The organism is Bartonella sp. AU55XJBT, assembly GCF_028618525.1.
The window spans coordinates 1-5,945 of the sequence record NZ_JAQITC010000025.1 but is presented as its reverse complement, the minus strand read 5'-3'; the positions used below and the strand labels follow the sequence as shown (position 1 = coordinate 5,945).

The following is a 5,945-nucleotide window of genomic DNA, read 5'->3' as shown; positions in this document are numbered from 1 at the left end:
TTGCAACAGCCTTATTTGTCTCAAAAAGTTGCGAACCATTGACCGCATCCGTTGAATTTGCTGCAATGGTACCATTGGCAAGATACTTAATCTTACTATTAACTTTCGTATCTCCTGATCCATGCTGCGCTACAAACGCTTTGTCACTATCACTCCACAACAATGCATCGCCTTGCACAGATTCCTTAATGTTATTGACTTTTTCATTAAAGTTTTTGACGACGTTCGTGAGATTCTTATCAATTCCTGCAAAGGCTTCCGTTACATTATGATGTTGCTGTAAATCACCTTCCGTGCCATCTGCATTGTAGCTCTTAAGCGTGAAAGTTGGGGCGGTCCATTTGCCTTCCTCATATTTAGTCTCACCACCAAAATACTTTGCTAGTGTCTCATTCATCGAATAAAGTTGACCACCATTAATCGCATCCGTGGAAGCTTGCGTAATATCCCCATTGGCAAGTGATGTGATCTTGCTATTTGCCTTGCTATCTTTTTCCCCATGTTGCGCCACAAAAGCACCCTCAGTACTACTCCATAATAAAGAATCCTGTGCAACGCCTTCTGAGACGTCCTTAATGCGAGCGTTTACAGTCTTGATATTCTCATCAATTCCTTTAAAGGCTTTTTCAACACCTTCATACGATTCTTTTGTGACATCACCCGTTTTTGAAACCTTCGATAAGCCATAGGTGGGACCTGTAAAAGTACCATCAACACTAAATGATGCATTTCCACCTAATGCACTTGTAACACCCGAAACAATCGTATTAATCTGACCACCCGTGACTGCATCACTCGAGCCTGCCGCAATAGAACCCTCCGCAAGAAACGTAATCTTGCTATTTGCTTTCGTATCCCCTGTTCCATGCTGCGCTACAAAAGCACCCTCAGTACTACTCCAATTCAAAGAATCCTTCGCAACACCTTCTGAGACTTCCTTAATACGATCATTCACATTCTTGATATTCGTATCAAGACCACTAAACGCTGTGCCAACACCTTGGAACGAACTCTCTGTTACAACTCCATCTTTAGCAATATACGATAATTTATACGTTGGCTGTGTAAGGGCTCCATTTTCAAAAGATGCTTCTCCACCTAAAAATTTCGCAACATCCTCACCAATTTTATTAATCTGTCCACCCGTAATTGCATCATGTGAATCCTCGGAAATCTTACCATCAGCAATATTATGGAGACCTACAGCTGTCTTATCTTTACCACCAAATGTCACACTTGTGTAATTAATGCCGCCAGTTTCTCCAGCTTTTTTATCATAATGAACAACGGCTGATTCATCAGACTGAAGATTATCAGAAAGATCTTTCAAACCTTTATCAAGTTGACCTTTGTTAACCGCTTCATTGTTTTTTGTCGCTTCCCCAACACCAGAAAGTATCCTATCCTCTTTATCCTTATTGGAGATATTGATTTCACTGCCTTCTACTGCTGCGCCAATAGTGAGACGATGCGTTGTTTTGTCTTGCTGAACAAAGCTTTCGCTTTCCACTTTGTTAATCACATTATTAACCTGTTCAGTCAATTTATTCTGAACATTCGTGATAGAAGTACCAACTTCACTCAAAGCACTCGCTACATCAGGATATTCTTTGTTTTCTGTTTCGCCATCATCCTTAACGGACTTAACAGTGAATTTTGGAGCAGTCCAAGCGCCACTTTCATAGCTAGCACCACCACCAAAATAAGATGCAACACTGCTCCCTAGGGTATGAATCTGACCACCACTTACGGCTTCGTCTGAAGATTCACTGATTGTCCCGCCGAGTAAACCGGAAAGTTTCCGGGCTCCATTATCCTTATTTAGAATACTGATTTCGTTACCACCAGTTCCTCTACCAATCGTGATAAGACCTGCTCCTCCATCACGCAGACTGCGCGCTAAAGTCATCTCTGCTACTTGCTTAACAAGAATACTGTCTCTTACATCAGCAATTTCATTATTTGCTGCAAAAAGCTGGGAACCAGTTACTGCTTCGGTCGATTCTGCTGAGAGCGAACCTTCTTTAATGCCTGTTATTGTCTTACTACCAGCATCAATACCACCCGTTGTTATTTTCGGACCATTCTCAATCACTAAACCCGTTGCATCTAAGGTATTTGTACCTGCTTTTAAGCTTGTTAACGTAACGTCTTTAGCCAGATCAAATTGTACCTTATTATCTTTATCACCTTTGGTAATTTTAAAATTTTCACTTCCAGTGGAAAAATCTACATCGCTGTCCATAAGAACAGTCTTGCCATTCTCACCGCCAACAGACAGTTTCCAGCCGTGTTTTCTTACAACTTCCTCTAAGTCTTGCAACTGTCTAAGGTTCACTGCATCGGCAGGTTTGCTACCAGCTGCCACACCTGTGATTTGTCGTGTTATATTCTTATCAAGATTACCAACACTCACAGCGCCTCTCGTACTTTTCCATTGGGATTCGGTGTTTGTAGCCGGCCCTTGCAGAAGAGATGTATACCCAAAAACACCAGCAGCCCTATCGGACACAGAGTCGTTCCCGATAGCAACACCACCCTCAACTGTTACATTTGCATAAGAACCAATTGCAATACCACTCCCTCCTGATGCACTTGCATAAACACCCATAGCAACGCTGCTATCCGCTCCTGCTTTTGCTTTATATCCCATAGAAACAGAATATGTTCCTAATGCATCTGAACCCGCACCAAAAGCAGTAGCATAATCTTTTCCAGCAGTCGCAAAATCTCCCACAACTGTTGCAAAACTACCCTCTGCTTTTGTAATACTTTCACCCGCATTATAGTTACCTATTGCGATACTATTTACACCCAAAGCTTGCGCCCTGTGGCCTATAGCAATGCTATCTTTTTTTGACGCCGTTGCGTCAGCACCCAAAGCAACACTCATGTCCCCTGATACTTTTGCGTAATCACCAAGGGCAATACTTCTATCCCCATTCGCAGAAGCGCTGGCACCTAGAGCAACACCTTTCTCTTTTGATGCATTTGCGCCATTACCAATTGCAATACCTTGATCTCCTGATACTTTTGTCAAAAGACCTATAGCAATACCTTGTTTTCCTGATGCGGTTGCAATATGGCCTAAAGCAATACTATCCTCTGCTAATGCTTTTGAGGAATGCCCTAAAGCAGTACTGCCTTTCCCCTGTCCAGATGCAAAAGCACCTAGGACAACAGCATTATCAGCGCTTGCGTTTGCAACAGCACCAATAGCAATTCCTTGAAAATTCTGAGCGACAGATGCTAAACCTATAGCTATAGCTCTCTCAGCTAAGGCTCGCGCTGCGGTGCAACCAAGCTTACCTTCTATATTTTTACATTCGGGGTCTTCTCTGCCTATTGCAATACTCGAATATTCAGTTGCTTTTGCGTTCTCTCCCAGCATAACACCTTGATTAGCTCTTGTCTCTCGCAGCATTTCATTAATAGGAATCAATCGTTTTGTTATGGTGTAGTCAAACGCTGGTGCAAAAACATCAGAAGATTCCTCTTCCCTATTAAAATCTCCTTTTACAAATGTTTTTGGCGCTTTTAACAGTGCAGCATTCCCAACTTTTAATATATCTTGCACATATCTTTGCGCAGAATCGCTGTCTTCTACCAAAACATTTATTATAGAGCTCTCATCATTCTTACCAGACAGAGTTCTAGTTAAAAAATTTGCATAGTCACTAGAAGTTTTAACCTTTTCTGCTCCTGCTTTATTGAGTACTGTTAAATAATCCTCTTTTGAAACAGAAGAAGCATTCAAACCAGCAACAGAGACAATGCTTTGTGGATAAGAGATACCAGCACTGTTAACACCTTCGAGAAATACGTTTCTAAAATCAGAATTTGCTGAAAAAACAGGAGCAACACTCGATAAAAATGTAGCCACTGTAGCCAACGAAAGAATTTTAACAAAAGAAAAACGAGAACGCTTTAATTCACTCGTTGCTTGTGGGGCATATAATTTTTTCATAACAAACTCTCCAATGAAAAAACCTAAAAACACCTCCAAAACATAAAAAAGACACATTTCAGCATTATTGATTTCTCTTGAATTTGAAGTTAGAGAATCATTGCTTAGAGCATGAACATTTTGAGTCTTTAATCTTGTTTTGTTTGTGCTTTCTATAATGAGATCTAAATATTTTTTTGGTTGTGCTTTTCGGACATAAATATGACACATTTAGATTCTAAGGGTTTTAATGTGCTGTTTTTTACTAACTAAAAAGGTTTTTCATATTTGATATTACTTTTTACTTGGTAGTTGTTACTATAAAATCGTTTTACAAAGGTTTTGTTATGTATTTTCCTAATTATAGACTTTAGTTTTATTAAAAAGCATTTTTTTTAATAACAAGTAAAGTAAAAAAAATATTTTTATATGTTCGAGATATGGTTTCCCTTGGATGATTGGCTTATTAGTTAGGTTTTCTCTTTTCAAAATATCATGTAATGATATATGCGCGATTTTGTGATATTCTTTTTATCTTTACGCACTGCTTATCCCCCCCTTTGAAAGTTATTTTATCAAAATGAGTCTTACTAATATACATTTCTGTACTATTATAGACTGTTCAAGAAAATAGCAACATAAAAATATGACTTTTTAGCAATATGGATTCTATTGTGATATTTTTGCAATAAACGCATATAAAGATTTTCTATAAAATCTCAAAGTTTATAGCGTCATCAAATATTATCTCTAGTTAAATACTGTGCGTCTGTAAAAAAAATCACCCTCATTTCAATAAATGAGGGTGATTATTTTTTTCAGTTTTCGTTGTTCGTATTATTTTATTTTCAGAGTGATTGCACCACCTATTCCCCAATGACCACCAGCGCTCGTGGCAGAGAGATTAGAGCGAATTTTTCCGTTTTCAGATGTATAGCCAGCTCCAATAGCAAATACGGATTGTCCACGCCATGCGCCGCTACCAAATGAGACACTCAAAGACCCTGGTTCGTCGAAGTACCGTAAGTTAGATACGCTAAACCAACAGCCGCTGCTTATCCTGCTTCTTTCTGAGCTGTCCTAATATCATATCTTAATGCTTCAAATTTTGTATCCGTGTAAAATTTTACATCATTAACACCATTACTCATCGCATTATCCTATGGATTCAGCAAAACATTTATTTGTATATTTTTTCGCATCACCAAAAACTATCTTAATCTGCTGCGCACTGTTATGTAATTGATCACCTTTTATGTCATTATACAATCCAATAACAATCTTATCAGAAGTAGAATTATTGCAAAATAATCCCCCCTATCTTGTCATAAGAAAATAATGCGCATTCATTAATAATATTATTGTAATATATATTTCTCTTATAAGGAAAAAACTCTCTTAAAAAGAAATATCGATTATTCAAATAATTCCTTTTGGAGATGATAAACGATTTTTTCATATAAAATTTCACAATAAAAAATACATTTTTACTCGAAATACACCCTTATCTTCTATTGCTATTCATTTATGACGAAAATAACTTTCCTTCTCTTAAAATACCACATATGACGCATTTAATAAGAGAAGGAAAATTTATTTTGGATTCTCTATTGTTAATTCAGTGTTATCCTAAATCCAGCACCTACCCCCCAATGCCCCCCAGCACTTGTTGCAGATATGTTAGAGCGAAATCTTCCATTTTCAGACATATAACCAGCCCCAATAGCAAATGCGGATTGACTGCGCCATAAACCACTACCAAATGAAAAACTTAATTTTCCTGGTGTATCGTCATAGCTTAAATTCGATACTGCCAAGCCAATAGCAGCAGCTTGTCTTGCCTCCTTGCGGACATCCTCAATGGCATAATTTAACGTCTCAAACTTCATATCTGTATAAGCTTTGGACTCACTAACACTATTGTTGGCTATATCATTGATGTGCTCATCCGTATACTTCTTTGCATCTTCAAGGACTATCTTCATCTGCTGATCCGTAT

At 38.3% G+C, this 5,945-nt stretch carries 3 protein-coding genes; all 3 read right to left on the bottom strand.

Features of this window, described 5'->3' with window-relative positions:
* Positions 1 to 3,967 (bottom strand): hypothetical protein (locus tag PVV70_RS09555; protein ID WP_273759001.1); only part of this gene is annotated, 3,967 nt, incomplete at its 3' end.
* 816 nt (positions 3,968 to 4,783) lie between these two features.
* On the bottom strand, positions 4,784 to 4,945 hold the full coding sequence (locus PVV70_RS09550; RefSeq protein ID WP_404977249.1) for a YadA-like family protein: 162 nt from the start codon (positions 4,943 to 4,945) through the stop codon (positions 4,784 to 4,786).
* A 614-nt stretch (positions 4,946 to 5,559) separates the two neighbouring features.
* A partial coding sequence (locus PVV70_RS09545) for a YadA-like family protein (RefSeq protein WP_273759000.1) occupies positions 5,560 to 5,945 on the bottom strand: 386 nt, incomplete at its 5' end.